Consider the following 21,432-nt stretch of genomic DNA (forward strand, 5'->3'; position numbering starts at 1 on the left):
TAATCTAAATATGAGTGAAGAAAAAGAAATGTCCTTTCTTGGGCATATTGGAGAACTAAGATCCCATCTTGTACGATCTATTTTAGCAATTGTAATTTTAGCAGTAATTGTAGGTTTCAATATCAATTGGGTGATGGATCATATTTTTTTTGGTCCTACAAGAAATGATTTTTTAACTTTCAGAATTGTCAACCATTATTCTAGAGCACTTACAGGTAATGACAGCTTCGTTTTACCTGCACAGTTCAGCGTACAACAGAAGCAGTTGTTCCAACAATTCAATGTAATGATGGCCGTTTCTATTTTCTCTGGATTGGTTCTAGCTTTTCCTTATATTGTTTGGGAAATTTGGAAATTCATCAGTCCAGCATTGATGCCTAATGAAAAGAAGAATTCTATTTTCTACATCAACGCCATTTGGATACTTTTTATGACTGGAGTTTTGACCGGTTATTTTCTGATTCTCCCTTTCGCTATTAATTTTGGATTGTTATTCAAAGTTTCAGATAATATCGTTCAGCTATTTGATTTATCGGATTACACTACTCTTTTCCTGCAAGTCACAATGGGGATGGGTGTTGTATTTCTTTTTCCTATTGCAGTTTACATCTTGACATCGATTGGGATTTTAACACCTCAATTCTTACGTACTTATAGACGACACGCCATTGTTTTGATTATGGTGGTTGCTGCAATCATCACGCCTGCAGATGTTCTAAGTATGATGGCTGCGGCATTGCCATTAGTCCTTTTATATGAAATAAGCGTGATAATGTCGAACGTTATCTATAAAAAGATGCAGAAAAAGAATCAGAGTAAAGATATTACGAAAATATAATTAGTTTTTGATGGTTTACGATACAAACAGAAATATTAACAAAAAACTCTACTTTTGAGTGTTACTAAGAACGGGAAGATTATATATGCAGTATAATAATCTAAATTTTTAAAACAAAGTAATATTACAATTATAAAACCAGTAATTTTCAAATAACGTAAATGTTATTTCTTAGAAATATAATAGCTAAAAACTGGATAAAATCAACTTAAAAGAATTCTTTATTTTTGTATTTAAGTAATTAGACGTTTCATGTTCCTATGAATAACTTTTCTGACAACACCCAAATCAAAATAGTTTCTACTTTCCCTGAACTTATAAACAATAATTTTAAAGGGTCAACCAATGCCATTTGTTGGGATAGAAATTTGGAAGGAGATTTTAAAGAGATTGTTTACAAACTGCACTTAAAAGATAATATTACAGAAGTTAGTATTGAAGATCTTCTGTCTCTTCAATTATCTAAAAATGGTCAAATTGCTAGAGAAATTATTCTAAATGATTTAAAATTATTATCCGATTCTGGAGCTTCACCTTCGCTCAATTTGCTTAAAAGCTATGATCGGGATGAAGAACTCGATTTCATTTCAACAGATGTTTATTCTTATCACGTCGATCGTTCGCCTATTCCGACAAGTACATTTTTATGTACTTATTATGGAGCTGCAAGTGATATTTTACCAAACGAACAGGCAATTCAACAAATTTTGATTCCCGAGATTCGAGAAAAGCTTCAAGAATTGCATAATGGACCGGAAGAGGAATTTGAAACTTTTTTGGAGGAATATTATTTTGATTTACATTATCAACCAATGCCAGATGCAAAGCCTATTAATCTAGGTTTAGGTCATCTTTGGAGATTAGCCGTTGACAATCCGCAACAAGAAGTCTTACCGTGTATCCATCGAGCGCCTAAAGAAAATGAGGGAGAATATAGACTTCTTTTAATTTGTTAAAAACTACAATAAATCTTCCGGAACAGAAATATTATTTTTCTTCATAAAGTCAAGTAACTCATTATATTTAGTCTCATAATGACCTCCTCCACATTGGTCTGAGATACTGCAGATATCTGAAGGTTTTATATCTAATATAGCTGAAACTTTAGTCAAAATATCAAGATTGATTTTGACTTTAGAATTCTCAATATCCGAATAGGCTTTCTGTGAAATTCCCATTTCAAAAGCCATATATTCCTGAGTAAAGTCCTTATCTCTTCTTATTTTTCTGATATTTTTTCCACACAATTCCATCGCTTTGATTTTTAGTAGTTTTCGGTATAGTTTAGAAGTAAATCTATTAGCAGTACACAAAGCTACAAAATACCTTTGTCAAAATATAAAACGGGACTATGATATTTATTTCCATCAATAGAGCATCCTAAAAAGCTCATCGAAATAAAATTATTATCGACCTCAAAACGTATATATGGAGACACAAAAGTTTAATTATGACAATAATATTGTCAGAGCATTTCTCTATGCGACCGTAGCATTTGGAATTATTGGTTTTATCTTGGGGCTTACAGCAGCTCTGATGTTGTTTTATCCGGAATTGCCGGAGTTTTTCTTTGGAACAGATGATACAACGATTCAAAGTTTGAGAAGTGGTAATATCCAAGGATTGATTAATTCTCAAGGTGCAATGGGATTCGGTAGAATCAGAATGTTGCACACAAGTGCTGTGATTTTCGCTTTTGTATGTAATTCTTTTTTCTGCGGTGCTTATTACAGTATGCAAAGACTTTTGAAAACTAGAATGTACAGCGATACATTATCTTGGATTCATTTCTGGAGTTGGCAATTGATGATTATTGCTGTAGTCATCACATTTTTAATGGGAATCAATACATCAAAAGAATATGCGGAACACGAGTGGCCAATAGATATTCTGATTACAATCTCTTGGGTAATTTTCGGAATCAATATGTTTGGAACAATTCTGAAACGAAGAGTTAGACATTTATATGTGGCTATTTGGTTTTACATTGGAACTTGGATTGCTGTTGCAATGCTTCATATTTTCAATAATTTAGAAGTTCCTTTATCATTCACAAGTTGGAAATCCTATTCAGCTTACGCAGGCGTAAAAGATGCTTTGGTACAATGGTGGTACGGTCATAATGCGGTTGCATTTGTTTTGACGACACCAGTTTTAGGATTGATGTATTATTTCTTACCTAAGGCAGCAGATCGTCCTGTATTTTCTTATAAATTATCAATTATCCACTTTTGGTCATTGATTTTTGTTTATCTCTGGGCAGGACCACACCACTTACAATATACAGCTTTGCCAGCTTGGGCTCAAGCAGTTGGAACGGGATTCTCAATTATGCTGATTGCACCTTCTTGGGGAGGAATGCTCAACGGACTTTTAACATTAAGAGGCGCTTGGGATAAAGTAAGAGAAGAACCTATCCTCAAATTCTTTGTTGTCGCTGTAACTTGTTATGGTATGGCAACATTCGAAGGGCCACTTTTGGCAACAAAATCATTAAACAAGATAGGTCATTATACAGATTGGGTAATTGGACACGTTCATTTGGGCGCATTGGGTTGGAACGGATTTATGGCATTTGGAGTTATTTATTACTTGGTTCCTGTAATGTGGAAAACTGAGATTTGGTCAAAAAAACTCGCTAATTGGCATTTTTGGTTGGGAACTTTAGGAATTATTTTCTACGCTGTTCCAATGTATTTAGCAGGATTTACTCAAGGTTTGATGTGGAAACAATTCAATCCGGATGGAACTTTAGTTTACAAAAACTGGTTGGATACTGTTACTGCTATTCTACCCTATTTCAAAATGAGATTTTTAGGCGGATTATTTTATCTAGGTGGAGCAATATTGATGGTTGTCAATGTTTATAAGACAATTAAAGCTGGTTCATTTCAAAAAAATGTTCCCGCAGAAGCTCCAGCTTTGGCTAATGTCAATACATCTAGAAAACAAGGAGAAGGCTTCCATCTTTGGTTGGAAAGAACACCACATCTTTTATCTGTTCTAGCATTTGTTGCCATTGCGATTGGCGGAATCGTAGAAATTGTTCCAACTCTTACTCTACAAAGTAATGTACCACAAATATCAGCCGTAAAACCATATTCGCCTCTTGAACTGGAAGGTCGGGATCTTTATGTGCGCGAGGGCTGCAACTCCTGCCACTCTCAGATGATCAGACCTTTCCGTGATGAGGTGATGCGGTTTGACGGTAAAAACGGACAATATTCTAAAGCAGGAGAATTTGTCTATGACAGACCTTTTTTATGGGGATCAAAAAGAACAGGTCCAGATCTTCATCGTGAAGGTCAAAGAAATCCTGATTCTTGGCATTTCAAACATATGTACAATCCAAGAATAACTTCGGCAGGTTCTATTATGCCACGCTTTCCTTGGTTAATTACTAACAAATTGGATCGCTCCCAAATGGTAAATAAATTATTATTAATGAAAAATAGTTTTGACATTCCGTACAAAAAAGCTGAAATCGATTCTGCAAATCATTGGGCAGACAATCAAGCCAAAGGAATTGTTAAAAGAATCTTTTCTGAAGCTGCAGATTTAAAAGACCAAATGGAGCAAGAAAAGCAAGCAAAAGGAAATGATTTTGTACCGCTTGAACAAAGAGAAATCATTGCTATGATTGCTTATCTACAAAGACTAGGAACCGACATCAAAACTACTGAAATCAAAACTGCAAGCGTAGAATAATCTGAAAATTAATCGAAATGAAAACTAGAACTCCAATTTCTATATACATCGTTGCTGCTGTAATTTCTATATTCATTGTTTTTGAAATGTCCGATGACTCCAATTATCTACTGACTCCATTATTTTGGGGACTAATTGTAGTTGTAATCCTTCTTTTATTCATTATGAACTCTATAGGAGATCTTGTGGAAAATGCTAATTTCAAACTTTTATCCGACGAAGAAAAACAAGAATATCTAAAAGAGAAATCAATTCCTTATTTTAAAAAACTTTGGGATTCGGCTTTCAAAAAACAGTCAGCTAAAGAAGAAAAAGAAATCCTAATCGATCACGGTTTTGATGGCATTACAGAGCTTGACAATCAGCTTCCAAAATGGTGGTTAGGATTATTTTATTTTACCATTGCATCTTGTGTTGTTTACTTATTTGCTTTTGCCTTTACAGATTATGCACATCCTGATGTTGAATATCAAGACGAAGCCAAATTCCAATTGGCCTCAATTAAAGAATATGAAAAAACGGCACCTGCAATAGATCTAGAAACAGCGACTTACAATGCAGAAAATATCGCAGAAGGTGAGCAAATATTTAAAACGAATTGTGTTTCCTGTCATTCAGATGCAGGAAAAGGTGGAATTGGTCCAAATCTTACAGACAAAAAGTGGATTAATATCAAACAGAAAAGTCTTTTCAAAAATGTTTTCTGGATGTTAGAAAACGGGTCACCTAACAATCCTACGATGCGACCTTTCATCAAAGATGGCGTTATTACAGGAAGAGATGCAGAAAAAGTTGCCGCTTACATCTATCACATCAATCAAGAAAAATCTCCAATTACAGAAGCTCAAGGCGGTGCAGCACCACAAGGAGAGGAAGCACATTGGCAGGAATAATTACGATAATATAAAGCCTTATTTTACTCGTTTGAACTCATATTAAATTGAAATTTGATATGGGTTCATTTTTTAAAATTATTTGGATAATCTTATCCTCTTTTACAATTCACAAATATCTTACTGACTAATCTATTAGTTCAAAATTAATTTCTTTTCTAAAAAAATGTTCAACAAACCACTACACAGCTTTCATATTCCTGTAATGGGTCTAGCTTACACTATCGACAGCCCGATTCGCGTTGCCCAATTTGGTATATCTTCAGTAATTTCTATCATAGATGACGAGATTACAGAAAAGATGCGCAGTTTCTACAGTCAAAAATTCAACCTCGATTATTCAAATATCTCTATCAAATCCGAAGATCATCGTGCTAAAAGAATTACTGCGTATCTCAACATGGTAGATGATATTGTTAATGAAAAATTCAAAACTTTCAAAGAAGATTTAATTCATAAAAAAGAAGCCCTGAAAAATTTTATTGATATTCTGCCCAATACATCGATAATTAAATCAAACCTTCAAAGCTTTTTAAGTCAAACCAATCTCAATTCAACTTTAAAAAACTTCATTGATACGCATCTTAAACCAGGTTCTATAGATGTCAATATTATGACAAAAGTGGATAAAGATAATTTTAAAAATAAAGAACAGTTGCCTGTTATTTATAATGATGCACACGCTTCTTTACGCGGATTCGCTCACAGCAAACTATCTTCTTCCGTAGTACTTTCCGCAGGCCTTAATCCGAGATTGTACAGTTATATCGAAGAGTTTGAAGATTTTTATCCAGATATTAATAATCAAATTAAGAAAAAAATTATTCTAAAGGTAAGTGATTTTCGCTCAGCGATGATTCAGGGTAATTTTTTAGCAAAAAAAGGACTTTGGGTCTCCGAATACAGAATAGAATCCGGCTTGAATTGTGGCGGTCACGCTTTTGCTACTGAAGGTTTGTTATTAGGACCAATTTTGGAAGAATTCAAACAAAGAAAAAATGAGTTAACCGAATCTGCCCATTCATTAATGACAAACGCTCTGAAAACCAAATCCAGAAACATTCCATCTGAAATATTGGAAACAAAAATCACAGTTCAAGGCGGTGTAGGAACATCGGAAGAACATCAATTTCTTTTGTCTAATTATAGTTTGGACAGCGTGGGTTGGGGTTCACCATTTTTGCTTGTTCCAGAAGCTACTTCGGTAGACCAAGAAACCCGGAATCTCCTAGCGAATGCTGAGGAAAATGACTTTTACCTAAGTAATCTCTCACCTTTGGGAGTTCTTTTCAACACGGTTAAAGGAACTTCTAATGAATTGGCGAGGAAATCAAAAGAAATTAAAAATAATCTGGGAAGCTCTTGCCCAAAAAAGTTCTTGGCTCTAAGTAAAGAATATACTCCTGAAGGCATTTGCACTGCTTCAAAAAAATATCAAACTTTGAAACTTGAAGCATTGGAAAAAGAAAAATCGACAGCCAGTGTAGAGCAATTCTCTATTCGAAAAAATAAAATTACCGAGAAAGCCTGCTTATGTGTTGGTCTTGCCAATTCGCTTATTTAGAAAATGACATAGAAATCAAAGGTGAAAAGCAAGGCGTTGTTATTTGCCCAGGACCCAATCTTGCCTATTTTGACAAAGAAGTGTCTCTTTCTGAAATGACAAAACATATCTATGGAAATACTAATATCCTTTCTGATTTGTATCGTCCTAATATTTTTATCAATGAACTTAAAATGTATGTTGACCATCTAAAAAAAGGTATGCAGGAATCACTCAAAGATTCTAATGCTATTAATCAGAAAAAATGGAAAACATTCAAACAAAATCTGTTAAATGGAATTGCTTACTACGAAGATTTGCTAGAAAATACATCTTTTTTTCAACCAGAAAGGGAAACGATAAAAAAGGAACTTCAAGAATTTAAGTTAACATTATTAGGTTAAGACTTAAAATAAATCCTCTATTGAATTGACACTGCAATTGTTTAGGTTATCTATCATGAATCTATGAGTACAAATGACAACTGTTATTTTATAAAATATTTCATGATAAAATAACATCAATCGATTAAACAAATAATTCGTTAATGATTAAAAATTTTCATTTCAAAAATTCTGAAGTTCAGATAAAATCCAAAACTTTCCGCTTAATCTTTAAATCCCGAATCATAAATAAATTTGTCCCAGTTTTTCTCTTAAAGAAATATCATCAGGAAATTCATTAATCAGATTTCTCAACTTATCACAGGCTTTTTTCTTTCTTCCTGCTTTCAGGTCTTCGTTTATTCTGTAGATAGTTCCTATATTTTTTTTAATTAAAACTAAGTAAACATCGGTTATTTTTTTCCATTCTAAATAATTTTGACCTTAAAAACACAAAAAACGCCCCGATTATCGAGGCGTTTCTGTAGTATTTTGATTAAATTTTTACATGTTTACAGTAAATAATTTTCAAAGCAAGCACATTTCGCCTCATTCCATATCATCCATTCACATCCTAATAGTCCCTTTGATGAAGGGCTATCGCATAGATTTACATTGATATGTGCTATTTGTATTGTCATAATTTTTCGAAAATGACTTTAATAATTGTCGCTAAAAGCTAAGTAGGCAAGTAAGTGGCAAATAGAAAATCAAAAATAAATTAATAAAGTTTTACATCGTCTTTTGAAAACTATTTTCCTTCAAAAACTCCAAGCTTCTTATAGCCAATTCCTCCGCATCATAAGGAGATTTCTGCCAAAGAGAAACCATCTGCTGCATTCCGGGAATGGATGATGAAAAGTTTTCCAAGACCAGATTTCCTTCAAAATTGATTTCTTTTAAAGCTTTGAAAAGTTCATTCCAATTAACTGTTCCTTCGCCAAGCATTCCGCGGTGAGATTCTGTGATGTGGACGTGTTTTAGTTTTTTGCCCGCAAGAATAATTGGGTCGTAGAAATTGTCCTCTTCAATATTCATATGGAAAGTATCGAGATGAAGAAACAGATTGTCTTTCTTTGTTTTTTCAATTAAATCCAACACATTTTTTGCCGTATTACAAACATAAGATTCGTAACGGTTGATTGGTTCAATTCCAATATTAACGCCTTTTTCTTTGGCATAATCGGCAACTTTGTTCCAGACTTCAACAATGACTTCAGATTCATTATTGGTTAAAGGATTTCCTGAAAAAACGCCGATTCCGCCGTGAAGAACACCTCCTAAAAAATCAGTTTCCAATTCTGAAGTTTTATCAATGGCTTGTTTTATCATTTTTTCTGCAACCTCCGGATAAAAAGCAATATGGGCTTCTTTGGGAAGATTCAAAGAGCAAACGACGTCCAGATTGTTATCTTTTAATTGTTGTTTCACTTCTTTAGAATTGAATTCCATTGAAGTTGGAAGTAAGATTTCTATCAAATCAAAACCCGCTTTTGCTGTTTTTTCTATCGCATATTTTCCTGCTTCTGGTGTCCAAACCGGAGTAATCCAAGATAGCAGTGAAGCACCAAATTTTACGTTCATTGTATTTAATTTTAAATTTAATTAGAAAATCCACCATTCTGTCCTCACTCCAAAATAAGTCCCAAATCTTTTGGAACCAGATTGTTGTAAAAATGGCGAATAAAGAGTGTTCATTGCCTGATTATTATATCTTGAAACTTCTGCAATGAAACGAATATGAGGTCTTGCCCAAACACTTCTCTCCGCAGTAGGAACAATAGTTGGAGCCAGAACTAATTTTGTCATCGAAGCTGTATTTTGATTGCCATCTTTCCTTGTAGCAAAATGCAATTCGGAGAGAATGTGAAACCAATTATTAAAATAATAAGTAGCTCTAAGACCTGAATTAAATTCAGATTTCTTGTTAAAAATCTCTCTTTGATAATAATCAATTGCTTTATTATTACTGTTTGAACCACCTTTGCTTTGGGTATAAACTGCATAAGCGTTGACTGACCATCTGTTGGAAAGATTAAGCAAAATATGTTCAACCGCCGTTAAAGAATAGGCGCCCTTATAAGTTTTATTAATTTCATCAGGCGCACCGTAAGTACGCCAAGTTTGGGTATTTCCGCTATCTCCTCCGTTGGCAATTCCGTTTCCGTATCTTATTGATATTTGGTTGAAAGAACCTGTAATTTTTGTTTTTAAATTTGTATTCAGTTTTGCACCTAAAACCCATCCGTTATCCGATGGATACTGCTCCATAGAATTGTCACCAGATTTTTCCACGTTATGGAATTCGGCAAGAAGTTTAAGCTTATGAATATCATTTTTAAAAGGAATAATCTGTTCCAAAATAAAAACTTCTCTCTGTCTGTAAATCAGATTTTTTGTTCCGCTGATAACGTTAGTATAAGAATATGGTGTGGAATTAGTTGAAGCTGTATCTATCACCGCAGGAAAAAACATTGAAAATCTAGTGTTTTTATGCCTAGCGCCCCAACCTGTCGCCGAGTGGTCATCAAAATAAAAATAATCAGCAATGTGGATATCGTCATATCTCAGCCATCTGGAACCTGCCCAAACATCCCAATCACTTCCCATAATATTTCTGGCTTCCACAAAAGCTTCAGGCAAAGCGATAATCATCCCCTGATTTGATTTTGAATCTACATTTCCCAAAAAAGTTCCGCCGGAATAGAAACTCAATCTCGCTTGCATATCAATTTTAGTGCTTTTTGTACTGTCTCCATCCACAACTGGTGTGAAATGAAAAGCCGGTAAAAAATCGACATAATCGCCCTGATCCATTCTTCCGCCTAAAGAACCTTGGTTATTGAGATTCAGTTGTCGTCCTGTTTTTCCATCAGCGTTCGGAGAATATCCGGCTCCAATTCTTCCTGTTGTTCCGAAAGAAAAATCCTTGTTTTTGATTACAATTTGAGCGTGGAAAATCTGACTAATGATTAATAATAACCAAAAGCAACATTTAAAAACTTTAGTTTTCATAGCCTATTTAAGAGTCTTTGGCTTGTAGAACGTCAAAGCAAATAATAGAATAATCACATAACAAATAATCGGTAAAAGATAAGCGTGCGCAATATCTTTCTCTGCAATTTTACCCATCAAAGGAGGAAATACCGCTCCACCAAACATTGCCATAACCAAGAATGAAGAAGCCTGTGGAACTTTGCTTCCCAATCTCTTTAATCCAAGACTAAAAATAGTCGGATACATTACACTTAAAAATAGATTTAATAATATCAAACTAATGAAAGATACCCAGCCAAAACTTTGAGAAATCACTAAACATAGAACAATATTACAAACTGTAAAAATTGCTAAAAGTTTATTCGGAGCGATGAATTTCATTAGGAATGTTCCTATAAAACGTCCGATCATCATCATAGCCATACTTAATGAAAAATAATAGGAAGCTTGTAATTCCGGAAGATGCATTTTTTCTACACCATAATTGATAAAATAAGCCCAAGTTCCGCCTTGTGCAGCGATATTGAAAAACTGCGCGATAACAGCAAAAATAAAATGTCTCTGTTTATAAAGCGGTGCATGAGGATCTGAAATAGATGAAGAATCATCTTCTGAAATTTGAATATCTTCTTCGTGAGGATCTTTCAAACTTGGAACTTTAATAAAACAAAAAATTATAGTAATCGTTAAAATAACAACGCCAATCCAAGTATAAAGATTTTTGACAGAATCCAAAGAATTGTCATCCAATCCTGACTTTCCGAAAATAAAATAGCCTCCCAAAAGTGGACCGATAATCGCTCCCAATCCATTGAAAGACTGCGCGAAATTCACCCTTTGATCGCTCGTTTTTTCATTTCCTAATGCTGCGACAAAAGGATGCGCTACAGTTTCCAAAGTCGCCATTCCCATTGCCAAAACGAAAAGTGCAATTCGGAAAAAGTTAAATGACATTTCGTTGGCTGCCGGAATGAAAAGAAATGATCCTAAAGTAAAAAGTGACAATCCTAAAATCACACCCATTTTATACCCGAATTTTTTCATAAATAATCCGGCCGGAATTCCCATCAACGCATAAGCTCCGAAGATTGAAAGCTGTACCAGTCCAGATTTTGATTTTGAGATATTCAGAACATTCTGGAAATGCTTATTCAGAACATCGCCCATCGTCAAAGCAATTGCCCAAAAGAAAAATAATGAAATAACGAATGCCAATACAACAACGTATTTCTTTTCTGTAAATTTTGCATTATTCATACTCTTAATTTTAAATAGTTTGACTGTAATGTTCTTCTCGGAAAGATTTGAATTCTTCGTAAGAATAATCTGGACAAGCCCCAGATTTTGAAGTGATAAATGCGCCCAAAGAAACCGCTTGTTTCATAATTTCTTGAGGATTTTTTCCTTGAATTCTTTTAGATAGAAAACCTGCTAAAAAAGAATCTCCGCTTCCAACTGTATCCTGAACGTCTATTGAAACTGCAGAAAAAGTATAATTTTCGTTTCCTACAAAATATCTTGCGCCTTTGCTTCCTTTTGTAAGAACGATTTCATTTAAGTCAAAATAATTTTGAATATGCTTGATACTTGTGTCTTCATCTAGGTATTCTTCACCAAGAAACTCGATTATAGTTCTTAATTCGGCTTTGTTCATTTTTACCAAATTGGCTTTGTGAAGCAATGTTTTGATTAATTCAAAATCGATGAAAGGCGGACGGAAATTAACATCAAAAACTCGGAATTTTGACAATTCTATCAGTTCCAAAAGTGTATTTTTCGATTCTTTGTTTCTGGCAATCAAACTCCCGAAGACAAACGCCTCAGAATTCTGAATCAATTCTTTTTGCTCCGGCGTAATCTGGATATTATCCCAAGCCACATTCTTTACAATATCATAATGCGCTTCGCCGTGTTCGTCAAAATTGGCGATAACAGTTCCAGTCGGTTTTTCATTGTCAATTTGGATATGATTTGTAGAAATTTCCCAACTATCAATTTGTTCTAAGAGATTTTTCCCAAGTTCGTCATTTCCAACTTTGCTGATCATTTGAACCTCAACTCCCATTTTGTCGAGATTGTAAGCTACATTGAAAGGAGCGCCACCAGCTCTACTTCCAGTTGGAAAAATATCCCAGAGAACTTCTCCAAAACAAACAGCGTAAGATTTTTTATTGTTCATATTCAGATTAAACGTTTAAGTTAATAAATAAAAAAATTATTTTATTGATTTTTTGATGATTAAATCACCTGATAATATTATTTTTTTTGAGGTATTAGAATATTCATTAATTTGAAGATCAAGCAGTTTAATCGCTTCATCTGTCATTTGTTCCAATGGCTGCTTAACATAACTAATCTCTGTTGGAAATAATTTGTAAGCTTCTGTCTCATCAAAAGCTAAGACTGAAACATCCTGAGGAACTTTGATATTATTTTTGATTAGATAAGACAAACCGGCAACAGCAAGCTTGTTACTAGAAAGATACAATGCCGTATTTTTAGGATTTTGACCTAAAGCATTCGCAAGTTGATTGTGAATCTCTTCTGTAATATTATCTAAACCCACTTTAATTCTCTCAACAGCGATATTTTTGTTAGATTCTGAAATACTTGCGTCAAAACCTTGCTGGCGGTCTAAAAGATGCTGCAACTTAGTATCATAACCAACATAAATGATTTTGTCAAAATCTTTTTCTAAAAGTATAGACGTTGTACGTTCCGCAATTTCTCTATTATTTACAATAATTCCAGGAACGTTAACTCCTTTTAAGTATCGGTCAATTGTAACTACCGGATAATTTTTGTTGAGCAACTTTAAAAGTGAATCTTCAGATCCTGCAACAGGAGCTACAATCATCCCATCAACTTGCTGCTGGGAGAAAAGTTCAATCAGTTTTTCAAACTTTTCAGCATTTTCATCAGAACTTCCAATAATCAAAGTATAACCAAGTTTGAGCGCATTGTCTTCTAGATTTCTTGCAATAGTTGAATAGAACTCATTGGAGATATCCGCTACAATAAGCCCTAACAATTTAGTTCTGTTATTCTTAAGACTTCTGGCCATTCGGTTTGGCGTGTAGTTAATCGTTTCAGCTACTTCAAAAATTTTTTTCTTGGTTTCTACACTGATTCTCTGCCCTTCTTTCTTATTCAGAACATATGAAACCGTTGCAACGGAAACCCCTGCAATTCTAGCAATATCTTTGATGGATGCTTTCTTCATTGTTCTTTTTTGACTATGCAAATTATTTAATAAAAATTTAAAAAAACAATAGCTTATTTTTTTTCTCAATTTCAGAAAAAAGTATAAATTGCACGTTTTTTATTTCAACAATAAATACAACTTAATAGATTAATAATCAAACAATTAAATAGTTAGAAGTAATTAAAAATCTAATATTTCATTACTAATATTGTGAATCAAGTTAACTTTTAGTTAACCGTTTAAGTTAATAAATTTTAAAATTATATTAATTAAATATGTCTAAAAGTTTTTATTTACATCAATTTTCATTCTCTTAAAGACCATTCAAAAAAATTATTCAAATAAAAAAGAAGCCTATCTCACGACAGACTTCTTTCCAAGAAAAAATTTAACAATGATAATTATTTTTTTGTGATATCAGGAGAAATCAAAGGGTTTTGATCCCAACCTCCTCCAAGCGCTCTGTAAACAGCAACACTTGCTTTAAGCTGATTCACTTTCTTTTCCACAAGCTCAAATTTGGATTCCAAAGCGTCGCGTTGTGTTAATAAAACTTCCATATAATCTGCGCGGGCATATTTAAACAAATCATTCGAAATATCTATTGATTTTGTTAATGCATCAACTTCTTTCGATTTGATATCCAGACTGTTTTCTAAATTATGAATTTTAGACAACTGATTGGCAACTTCGATATAAGCACCTAAAATCGTCTGCTCATAATGATAAACCGCCTGAACCTGCTTTGCATTGGCATTATAATACGCCGCTTTAATTGCAGCTCTGTTAATCAACGGAGCTGTCAGTTCACCTGCTAAAGAAAATAAGAAAGATTCTGGTTTGATGATATAAGTTGGATTAAAAGCTTGTAATCCAACTCCAGCACCAATGTCCAGAGAAGGATAAAATCTTGCTTTTGCCGATTTAATATCTAATTTTGAAGCAGCCAGCTCATATTCTGCCTGTTTGATATCCGGACGATTTTCCAACAATTCTGAAGGAATTCCTGCATAAACCGTCTGCGGAATAATAGAATCGAATGCATTCTGGCTTCTTTCCACAGGTTGAGGAAATCTTCCGACAAGATAATTGATCTTGTTTTCCGTTTCCACGATTTTCTGCTGAATGTCATACTGCATTCCCTGCGTTTTCAGTACCTGAGCCTGAAATCTCTTCACGGCTAATTCATTGGAACGGGCGTTCTTTTTTAAATCTTTAATGATATTCAACGCATCATTCTGAATTTTAATATTCTGATTTAAAATAACCAATTCGTTATCTAGAGCCAATAACTCGTAATAAGATTCTGCAATTTCTGAAATCAGATTCGTGATCATGAAGTTTTTTCCTTCAACACTTGCTAAATATCTCTGAACCTGAGCTCTTTTAGCATTATGAAGTTTGCCCCAGATATCTGTTTCCCATTTCGCCTGAGCACCTACTCCGAAATCAAATAAAGGATCCGGCATTTCTCTTCCCGGCTCCATTTCTGTATTGGCTTCCATAGCTCCGATATTGGTGTAACGGCTTACTTTGTCGACACCCGCACCTGCTTTCAAACCAACAGAAGGCAAATATTCTCCTTTTTTAGCTCTGATTTCATTTTTAGAAATCTCAATTTCCTGAAGAACAATATTCAATTCCTGATTGTTCTGCAAAGCCTGGTTAATTAACCCTTGAAGATTCGGATCGCTGAAATATTCGTTCCATTTCAGTTTTCCTGTATTGACGGTGTCATTTTCTGCGCCTGCAAATTTTTCGGGAACCGTTTTATTTTCTGCCCTTTGTTCAATTTCTATAGGTTTGCAGGCAGCAAGGCTTAATAGTAAAAAAGCAACACCTGCATATTGATATATTTTATTCTTATTCATAATGGATCATGTCTTCGCTAAATGGTGATTCTTCTTCTTCTTTAATCATTTTTTTACCATCTGCCCATTTTGCAAATATGTAATAGAGTCCAGGAATGATAACAACTCCGAAAACAGTTCCGAATATCATTCCTCCCATTGCCGATGCTCCGATTGTATGATTTCCAATCGCTCCTGCTCCGTGAGCCAATACCAAAGGAATCATCCCTGCAATAAATGCAAACGATGTCATTAAGATCGGACGGAAACGAACTTTTGCACCTTCTATAGCAGCATCTGCAATCGACATCCCTTCTAAGCGTTTCTGAACGGCAAATTCAACAATCAAAACGGCGTTTTTACCTAATAAACCTACAAGCATGATAAGACCAACCTGCGCATAAATATCATTCTGTAATCCCATTGCCTTCAACAAAAAGAAAGATCCGAAAAGACCGACAGGTAAAGAAGTAATCACAGCCAACGGTAAGATTAAACTTTCGTATTGCGCTGCTAAAACCAGATAAACGAAAATTAAAACAACCAGAAATACATAAATGGCTTCGTTACCACGATTTGCTTCGTCATACGATAAACCTTCCCAAGCCACTTTATAACCATGAGGTAAAGTTGTAGCAGCAGTTTCGTTGATCGCCTTAATTGCATCTGCAGTAGTAAATCCTGGAGCCGGAAGTCCTCTGATTGCCGCAGAATTGTACATATTATAACGTGTAATTTCATTTGGCCCCTGCGTTTTCTTCATGGTCATAAATGCAGAATAAGGAACCATTTCGTCTTTATCATTTTTAACATACAGACTTAAAATATCTGTCGGCAATCTTCTGAATTCTGGACCGGACTGAACATATACTTTAAAGAATTGTCCGAATCGAATGAAGCCCTGCTCATAGGTACTACCAATTAGAATATTTAAATTATCCATTGCTTTACCAATAGAAACACCTTTTTGCATGGCTGCATTATTATCAAATACCAATTCGTACTGCGGATAGTTGGCAGCGAAAAATGTAAATACGCCTGTAAGTTCTTTACGCTTCTTTAATTCTGCCATGAAATCTTTATTCACTTTATCAAATTCCTGATAATTTGTATCTCTGTTGATGTCTAATAATCTCATTGAGAAACCTCCTGAAGAACCAAATCCCGGAACCGCCGGCGGTTCGAAAAACTCGATGGTAGCTCCTAAATCTTTTGATTTTTCCTCTAATTCTTCCATTACTTCTTTTACAGAATGTTCTCTGTCTGACCAAGGTTTAAGGTTAATTAAACAAGTACCTGCATTTGAACCTCTACCTTCGGTCATGATTTCGTAACCTGCTAAAGAAGAAACAGATTCTACACCATCCACTTTTTCTGCAATACCTTGTAATTCTCTGGAAATTTTATTCGTTTGCTCCAATGTTGATCCTGGTGGCGTCTGAATAATTGCGTAGATTGTCCCCTGATCTTCCGTTGGAATGAAACCTCCCGGTAAGTTTTTATTAACAAAGAAAATTCCGGCGCTGAAAACAGCTAATACTCCCCAAGTTAAAGTTCTTCTTGTGACAATTCTTTTTAATAATGCTGAATATCTGCCTGTCAATTTATCAAATAAGCTATTAAAAGCATCAATAAACTTTGTAAATAGATTTACTTTCTTAGGTTTTCCATGATTATTTTTCAGCAACATTGCACACAAAACCGGTGTTAAGGTAAGAGCAATTAACGCTGAAATCACAATAGAACTTGCCATTGTAATGGAGAACTGTCTAAAAAAAGTTCCCACAGGACCTGACATAAATGAGATTGGCAAGAATACAGAAACCATGACAGCAGTAATCGCAATAATAGCTCCTGAAATCTCTCCCATTACCTCCTGAACAGCTTTAAACGGACTTTGATTTTTTTCTTCCATTTTAGCGTGAACAGCTTCCACAACAACAATGGCATCATCGACCACAATACCAATTGCCAGTACCAATGCGAATAACGTTACAAGGTTTATGGTTAATCCAAACAACTGCATAACGAAGAATGCTCCAATAAGTGAAACAGGTACAGCAATAATCGGAATTAATGTTGAGCGCCAGTCTCCTAAAAATATGAAAACAACAATGGCAACCAATACAAAGGCATCTCGCAATGTATCGACAACCTGCTCAATAGAAGCATCCAAAAATTTCGAAACATCATAACTGATTTTATAATCTACACCTGGAGGAAAATTCTTTTTCAATTCTTCCATTTTAGATTTAATTCCTTTAATCACGTCGCTTGCGTTACTTCCGTAATTTTGTTTTAATACAATTGAAGCGGAAGGATGACCATCTAAATTAGAATAAATATCAAAAAACTCACTTCCTAATTCTACTTTACCAATGTCTTTTAATTTTACGTTTTCTCCATCAGAATTTGCTCTGACAATGATGTTTTCGTACTCCTCCGGTTTGTTATATTGTCCTTTGTAGGTCAATACATATTCCAGTGTTTGAGCAGCAATACCGGAACTTTGTCCGATTCTACCGGGACGTCCGATGATACTTTGCTCACCAATAGCTTTCATAACTTCATCTACAGAAATATCATAAGCTCTCATTCTTTCAGGATTTAGCCAAATACGCATGGCATATCTTCTACTTCCTAAAATCTGTGATCTTGCAATCCCCGGAATACGGTTAATTTCCGGAATAACATTTACAGTAGAATAATTGTATAGAAACTTCTCATCCATACTTTTATCTTTACTATAAAGATTCACGTACATCAACATACTTGGCTGTACAGGGTTTACAATAACCCCTTCTTTTTGTACAAGCTCCGGTAACAATGGCATTACCTGATCGATTCTTGTTTTTACCAAAACGGTTGCGATATTGGGATCTGTACCGGGATCAAAGACAACATTGACTGTTGCTTCTCCGGCACTGGTAGCATCCGTAGACATATATCTCATTCCCTGAACACCGTTTACAGCATTTTCTATGGTAATTAATGATGATTTTACCAATACATCCGCACTGGATCCCGGATATGCTATACTTACCGCAACAGTTGTTGGTGCAATCTGTGGAAATTGTTCTGTCGGTAGTTGTTTAATTGCTAAACCTCCTACAAACAGGATAATAACCGAAATTACAATTGCAAAAACTGGTCGGTGAATTATTTTCTTGAACATATTTTATGCAATTTTAATTATTCTGAATACAAATCTAAATCGGACATCACCTGCTGAGGCTTAAGATATTTAACCTTAATTTTTTGATTGTTTTGAATCTTTCTAAGTCCTTCTAAAACTATTCTGTCTTCTTTATTTAATCCAGATGCAACAACATAAATATGTGGTAATTCTGCTGCAACTTTTATTTCTCTTGCCTTTGCAATGTTATTTTTATCTACAACATACACGTATTTTTTCTCTAAAACTTCAAAAGTTGCTTTTTGTGGAATCATCAAAGCATTGGCATAAGGCGATGTGATGACGATATTCCCCGTTTGCCCGTAACGAAGCAATCCTTGTGGATTTGGAAAAGTAGCTCTATATTCGATATTACCTGTTTCATTGTTAAAGTCAGATTCTATAACTTCTACAAGACCTTCCTGGCTGAATTCTTTTCCGTTTGCCATTCTCAATTTTACATGAAGAGGTTCTTTTCCTTTTTGAGAATCCATTTGATTAAGATATTCTGCTTCGGGAACATTAAAATAAACCCACATTCTACTGTTATCAGAAAGCTCTGTAATCAATTCTCCCTCATCCACAAGACTTCCTTTTCTTACATGTAATCTCCCAACAATGCCGCTAAAAGGAGCTCTGATTTCCGTAAAACCTAAGTGTGTGTTTGTAGAAGCAAGTTCAGCTTTCGCTTTGTCGTATCTTGCTTTCGCCATTGCCATTTCCTGTGGCGCTACAATGTCTTTATCGGAAAGATTTTTTGTGTTTTGATATTCGATTTCTGCGTATTTAGCTTCGGCTTTTGCGCTATTTACATCTGCCTGATACAAATTAGGCTGAATTTTAAATAAAAGCTGACCTTTCTGAACAAATTGACCTTCGTCCACAAAAATCGACTGAATATATCCTCTTTCCTGAGAACGAAGTTCAATATGATTAATCGAACGAATCTGCGCAACATAATCTTTATTAATTAAAGTGTCTTTTACAAGAGGACTTGATACGTTGAAGGAAGCAGCCTCCACTTTTTCTTTCTTTTCCTGCTGGCAGCTTATGCACCAAAAAACAAGGCACATATTGATATACATGAGACTTTTCTTGACCATGATAAATAATATTTTATAATAATTTTAAATTGAAAATAAGGATATAAGCTTCCACAATACCTCGTGAAAACCTAAAGTCTTTCGAAAAAAAATATTATAAAATCACAGTCTAATGACTCTATACTGGATGTATAGATCATCATCGGAAAGGCTTAATTGCTCAGAATGAGCCAAAGAAATAGCATTTTGCTTATCGTGATAGCGATTGACAAAGCCAGACATCAGCCTCCAAAAGTCTTCTCTAAAAAATATTGCCAATTCTGGAAAAGAAGATGTTTCTACCTTCTCATCAGTTTCAGTTTCAATTTCAGATAAAGCTCTTATTTTGCTGTAGTAAGGCCGACTAAGGTCATAGGTTTTGCTTTTATCCTGCTGAGTAAAAATATCAAAAGAATTATCTCCTGTTCTATTTTCCTTAATTTGAATATCTGCTACAAAATCTAAATCGGATGAATCACCAGTAGACATATACTGTTCTACTTGCCCATAATACAAACCTAAAATGGTAAGTAACGCAAATAATAAACTGTATAAATATTGGAAAAAACCTCGGTTCATCGTGACAGCAAAATTACGATAAACTTTTGTACAAGTACGAAATCTAAGAATTAAATTTTGTTAAAATAGACTTTCAAATCATCAAAATAATAAGATTTTTCTATAAATGTTCTAAGCATGACTTGGTTATATAGAAAATGACGCAAAAAAAACCAGACAACAAAAATTGTTATCTGGTTTCTACATAACTTCTGACCTCGGTGGTACATTTTCCGAACACTTTTATAGAAGATTTGGATAAAATCGCTGAACTCTCATCACTCAAAATATCTCCAAAATACTATGTCTAAAATGCAATTTAATTTAGTATTACTTTAAAATATTTATTATCACATTTGGCATAAAATTGAAATATAAAGAATAATTAGAAGAAAGTTGTAATTCATTATAATATTTGATGAAAAATATATAAATCAGAAATTTTCGAAATTTTGAATAAGTTTAAAGAATGGAATTTCATAGTGTTTTTAAATCTTAGAAATTTTTTAAAAGCTTTTTAAGGAATAAGATTTGAAGTTAATCTTGATTTAAAATGAACTCTTTAATAGTGATTTTAGCAATGACATTTAAAAATGATAATATTTCAGAAGCCTCTTCTTCTGAAACAATTATCCCTGAATCTTTAAGCTTTTTTATTGCTACATCCAGCTTCATCTCTTGAAAAGTCATATTCGACCCTAGTTCAAAATTATTTGAACTATCAATATTCGAATATTTTTTCTTTCTCGTGGACATTACAGATTAGTTGTAGGAAGAATCATCTTATTTTTCATTAATCAAAAGCAGATAATAATGAAAAGAAATAGATTAAATCCCGATTTTATATTCAATAAAAATCGGCAATAAATATCAAAAAACATACTGTATTAGCTGCCCGAAAGCTATTCAGGGTTAATCTGGATTAATAAAGATTCTACAATAGATTATTTTAGAATAACTAGGAAGAATCTACATGAAAAAAAAAATACAAAAACTTTATTTTTTCTAAAAGCTCTAACCTTAAATTAGTTTAAACTAAAATCAAGTATTCCATCAGCAAGTGTCTTCCATTGTATTTTCGTTAACCTTAAGAAACCACCGAAAGTCACTATAAAATTTCTGACTAAAGTCCATATACCTTTATTCTTCGTATTGGGTATTTCATTTCGTCCATATATTCCCACTTTAATATAATCAATT

16 protein-coding genes and 1 pseudogene are annotated in these 21,432 nt (G+C 34.0%); 5 read left to right on the plus strand and 12 right to left on the minus strand.

Annotated elements, in window-relative coordinates; genetic code table 11:
• Positions 1-10: 10 nt before the first annotated feature.
• Both tatC and DRF58_RS06380 read left to right on the plus strand, forming a co-directional pair.
• A complete protein-coding gene (gene tatC / locus DRF58_RS06375) occupies positions 11-838 on the plus strand; it encodes a twin-arginine translocase subunit TatC (RefSeq protein WP_116033971.1) in 828 nt (275 codons plus the stop codon).
• A gap of 260 nt (positions 839-1,098) precedes the next feature.
• Positions 1,099-1,794 (plus strand): DUF1826 domain-containing protein, encoded by a 696-nt coding sequence (locus tag DRF58_RS06380; protein WP_116033973.1) that lies wholly within the window; start codon positions 1,099-1,101, stop codon positions 1,792-1,794.
• Between the two features lie 3 nt (positions 1,795-1,797).
• Here DRF58_RS06380 and DRF58_RS06385 read toward each other — a convergent pair whose 3' ends face one another.
• Positions 1,798-2,091: a helix-turn-helix domain-containing protein gene (locus tag DRF58_RS06385; protein ID WP_116033975.1), complete on the minus strand. Its 294-nt coding sequence runs from the start codon at positions 2,089-2,091 to the stop codon at positions 1,798-1,800.
• 175 nt (positions 2,092-2,266) lie between these two features.
• On the opposite strand from DRF58_RS06385, the gene ccoN reads away from it, so the two are divergent.
• From ccoN to DRF58_RS06400, 3 genes and pseudogenes are all read left to right on the plus strand, one after another.
• On the plus strand, positions 2,267-4,546 hold the full coding sequence (gene ccoN, locus DRF58_RS06390; protein WP_116033976.1) for a cytochrome-c oxidase, cbb3-type subunit I: 2,280 nt from the start codon (positions 2,267-2,269) through the stop codon (positions 4,544-4,546).
• Positions 4,547-4,563: 17 nt separating this feature from the next.
• On the plus strand, positions 4,564-5,439 hold the full coding sequence (locus DRF58_RS06395) for a cytochrome c (protein ID WP_116033978.1): 876 nt from the start codon (positions 4,564-4,566) through the stop codon (positions 5,437-5,439).
• 166 nt (positions 5,440-5,605) lie between these two features.
• Positions 5,606-7,386: pseudogene (locus tag DRF58_RS06400) on the plus strand (hypothetical protein).
• Between the two features lie 222 nt (positions 7,387-7,608).
• Here the strand turns inward: DRF58_RS06400 and DRF58_RS19110 are convergent.
• From DRF58_RS19110 to DRF58_RS18370, 11 genes are all read right to left on the minus strand, one after another.
• Entirely contained in the window at positions 7,609-7,782 is a 174-nt protein-coding gene (locus DRF58_RS19110; RefSeq protein WP_379883769.1) for a DUF6584 family protein, read from the minus strand.
• A 315-nt stretch (positions 7,783-8,097) separates the two neighbouring features.
• Positions 8,098-8,949, minus strand: a complete 852-nt coding sequence (locus DRF58_RS06410; RefSeq protein ID WP_116033981.1) for a sugar phosphate isomerase/epimerase family protein — start codon at positions 8,947-8,949, stop codon at positions 8,098-8,100.
• Between the two features lie 21 nt (positions 8,950-8,970).
• The gene (locus DRF58_RS06415; RefSeq protein ID WP_116033983.1) at positions 8,971-10,380 is read right to left on the minus strand and encodes a carbohydrate porin; all 1,410 of its coding nucleotides are present in this window, start codon (positions 10,378-10,380) and stop codon (positions 8,971-8,973) included.
• Positions 10,381-10,383: 3 nt separating this feature from the next.
• Positions 10,384-11,619, minus strand: a complete 1,236-nt coding sequence (fucP, locus tag DRF58_RS06420) for an L-fucose:H+ symporter permease (protein ID WP_116033985.1) — start codon at positions 11,617-11,619, stop codon at positions 10,384-10,386.
• A 10-nt stretch (positions 11,620-11,629) separates the two neighbouring features.
• Positions 11,630-12,541, minus strand: a complete 912-nt coding sequence (locus tag DRF58_RS06425) for a carbohydrate kinase family protein (RefSeq protein ID WP_116033987.1) — start codon at positions 12,539-12,541, stop codon at positions 11,630-11,632.
• A gap of 36 nt (positions 12,542-12,577) precedes the next feature.
• Complete coding sequence (locus DRF58_RS06430; RefSeq protein ID WP_116033988.1) at positions 12,578-13,585, minus strand: LacI family DNA-binding transcriptional regulator; 1,008 nt, start codon at positions 13,583-13,585, stop codon at positions 12,578-12,580.
• Between the two features lie 383 nt (positions 13,586-13,968).
• On the minus strand, positions 13,969-15,438 hold the full coding sequence (locus DRF58_RS06435) for a TolC family protein (RefSeq protein ID WP_116033990.1): 1,470 nt from the start codon (positions 15,436-15,438) through the stop codon (positions 13,969-13,971).
• A complete protein-coding gene (locus tag DRF58_RS06440) occupies positions 15,431-18,592 on the minus strand; it encodes an efflux RND transporter permease subunit (protein ID WP_116033992.1) in 3,162 nt (1,053 codons plus the stop codon). The genes DRF58_RS06435 and DRF58_RS06440 overlap by 8 nt, the downstream gene beginning before the upstream one ends.
• 17 nt (positions 18,593-18,609) lie before the next feature.
• Positions 18,610-19,665, minus strand: coding sequence for an efflux RND transporter periplasmic adaptor subunit (locus DRF58_RS06445; protein WP_245955369.1), 1,056 nt, complete (start codon positions 19,663-19,665; stop codon positions 18,610-18,612).
• Positions 19,666-19,797: 132 nt separating this feature from the next.
• Positions 19,798-20,253, minus strand: a complete 456-nt coding sequence (locus DRF58_RS06450; RefSeq protein WP_123902374.1) for a hypothetical protein — start codon at positions 20,251-20,253, stop codon at positions 19,798-19,800.
• A gap of 516 nt (positions 20,254-20,769) precedes the next feature.
• Complete coding sequence (locus DRF58_RS18370; RefSeq protein WP_157966712.1) at positions 20,770-20,922, minus strand: hypothetical protein; 153 nt, start codon at positions 20,920-20,922, stop codon at positions 20,770-20,772.
• Positions 20,923-21,432 lie beyond the last annotated feature (510 nt).

Source organism: Epilithonimonas hispanica (genome assembly GCF_003385395.1).
Lineage (GTDB): Bacteria > Bacteroidota > Bacteroidia > Flavobacteriales > Weeksellaceae > Epilithonimonas > Epilithonimonas hispanica.